This window comes from Bradyrhizobium sp. P5_C11_2, from assembly GCF_054049755.1.
In genome coordinates this window covers 1-1598 of the sequence record NZ_JBFULT010000947.1, presented here as the reverse complement: position 1 = coordinate 1598, position 1598 = coordinate 1, and the positions used below count along the sequence as shown (strand labels likewise).

The 1598-nt window shown below is 58.8% G+C and carries 2 protein-coding genes; both read left to right on the top strand.

The annotated features are described in order from the left end of the window. The first annotated feature begins 49 nt into the window (after positions 1–49). Positions 50–670, top strand: coding sequence for a cyclin-dependent kinase inhibitor 3 family protein (locus ACXJL8_RS40590; protein ID WP_456686980.1), 621 nt, complete (start codon positions 50–52; stop codon positions 668–670). Continuing rightward, entirely contained in the window at positions 663–1568 is a 906-nt protein-coding gene (locus tag ACXJL8_RS40585) for an ADP-ribosylglycohydrolase family protein (protein WP_456686979.1), read from the top strand. Before ACXJL8_RS40590 ends, ACXJL8_RS40585 begins: the two co-directional genes overlap by 8 nt. Positions 1569–1598: the final 30 nt, after the last annotated feature.

Genomic DNA, 1598 nt, shown 5'->3' with positions numbered 1-1598 from the left:
TGTTCAAGCTGGCGCCGCCATATGTTATGATAATCTCCGTGGAGGGACGATGGCAGAGGACGATTCCTGGCACGTTGGACAAGCTATTTTCGGTTCCCATTCCCGTCGTAAGCCCAACCGGCCAATTCGAACGTCCCTGACACATCCGCTTCAGATCGCGACCGTCCCTATTGGTGACGGTGGCCGCATTGGTCTGACACTGTGTCCCGGTAAGGTCGATGACACATCAGCCGGCGGGGCGTGGGAGCGAGACCTGCAGGCTGATATTGCGGTCATTCGGGATTGGGGCGCCGCGTCGGTGCTTACCCTTCTGGAAGCGCACGAGTTCGACCTGCTGAAAGTGCGAGTTTTGCCCGAAGCCGTAAGGGACGCAGGGATGGCTTGGCACTATGCTCCGATACCCGATGTCAGCGTTCCAGGGCCAGCCTTCGATGCAGCATGGCGAACGATAGGCCCTCGCCTTGTCGCACAGCTACGTCAGGGCCAATCCCTCGTGGTTCATTGCCGGGGCGGTCTCGGTAGGGCCGGTATGATAGCTGCAAAACTCGTTACGATAATGGGCGAGAATCCAAAGACGGCGATTGAACGGATCAGGACGGTTAGACCCGGCGCCATCGAGACGCGCGCTCAGGAAGCGTACGTTCTCGGGCAAGGTGCACTGAATGTCTGAAGCCATACGTGACCGAGCCGTAGGGGCATTCATCGGCCTAGCGGTTGGTGACGCTCTTGGGACCACCCTTGAATTCGAGACACGAGACGCAAATCCGCCTGTGACTGATATGGTAGGTGGCGGCCCGTTCAACCTGAAAGTCGGCCAGTGGACTGATGACACGTCCATGGCCCTTTGCCTCGCTGATTCGATCCTAGCCTGTGACAGTCTGGACGAACGGGATCTGATGGAACGGTTCTGTCGCTGGTACGAAACTGGCGAGAACTCCTGCACGGGATCCTGTTTCGATATCGGGATCACCACGAGGAAAGCCCTGGAATCGTTTCGGCGCACCGGTGACCCAATAGCAGGACCGGTCGACCGGAGGACGGCAGGGAACGGTTCGATAATGCGCCTCGCGCCCGTGGCCTTGCGCTACTGGAATAATAACGAACGCCTGAAGGATGCGGCCCGTCGCCAAAGCTATGTAACCCATGGCAGCGCGGAGGCCGTGGACGCCTGCGAGGCCCTGGCGGTGGTCCTAGCCGCGCTTATCGGGGGAAAGCCGCTATCGGACGTTCTGTCGGCATTCTACGGCCCATTCTGTCCAGGGGTTCAGGCCATCATGGACAGGTCATGGCGCGGGAAGAAGCGAGGTGACATCCGGTCATCGGGCTATGTCATCGATAGCTTGGAATGCGCTCTATGGTGCGTGGCCGAAACGTCGAACTTCCGAGATGCCGTGCTGCTGGCGGTGAATCTCGGTGACGATGCCGACACGGTCGGAGCGATCACAGGGCAGATAGGCGGTGCCGCTTACGGTCTATCATCTATACCCGAGAAATGGTTTCAAGCTCTGGCATGGAACAGTAAACTCACCGACCGAGCAGACAGCTTGATACACTCCTCCGTGGATTGAATGCTATTTTGGGCGCGCACTGATGTTCGA

Bases quoted from the DNA above. Each gene is read 5' to 3' on its own strand.
- ACXJL8_RS40590 (WP_456686980.1), top strand. From the start codon at position 50: ATGGCAGAGGACGATTCCTGGCACGTTGGACAAGCTATTTTCGGTTCC.
- ACXJL8_RS40585 (WP_456686979.1), top strand. From the start codon at position 663: ATGTCTGAAGCCATACGTGACCGAGCCGTAGGGGCATTCATCGGCCTA.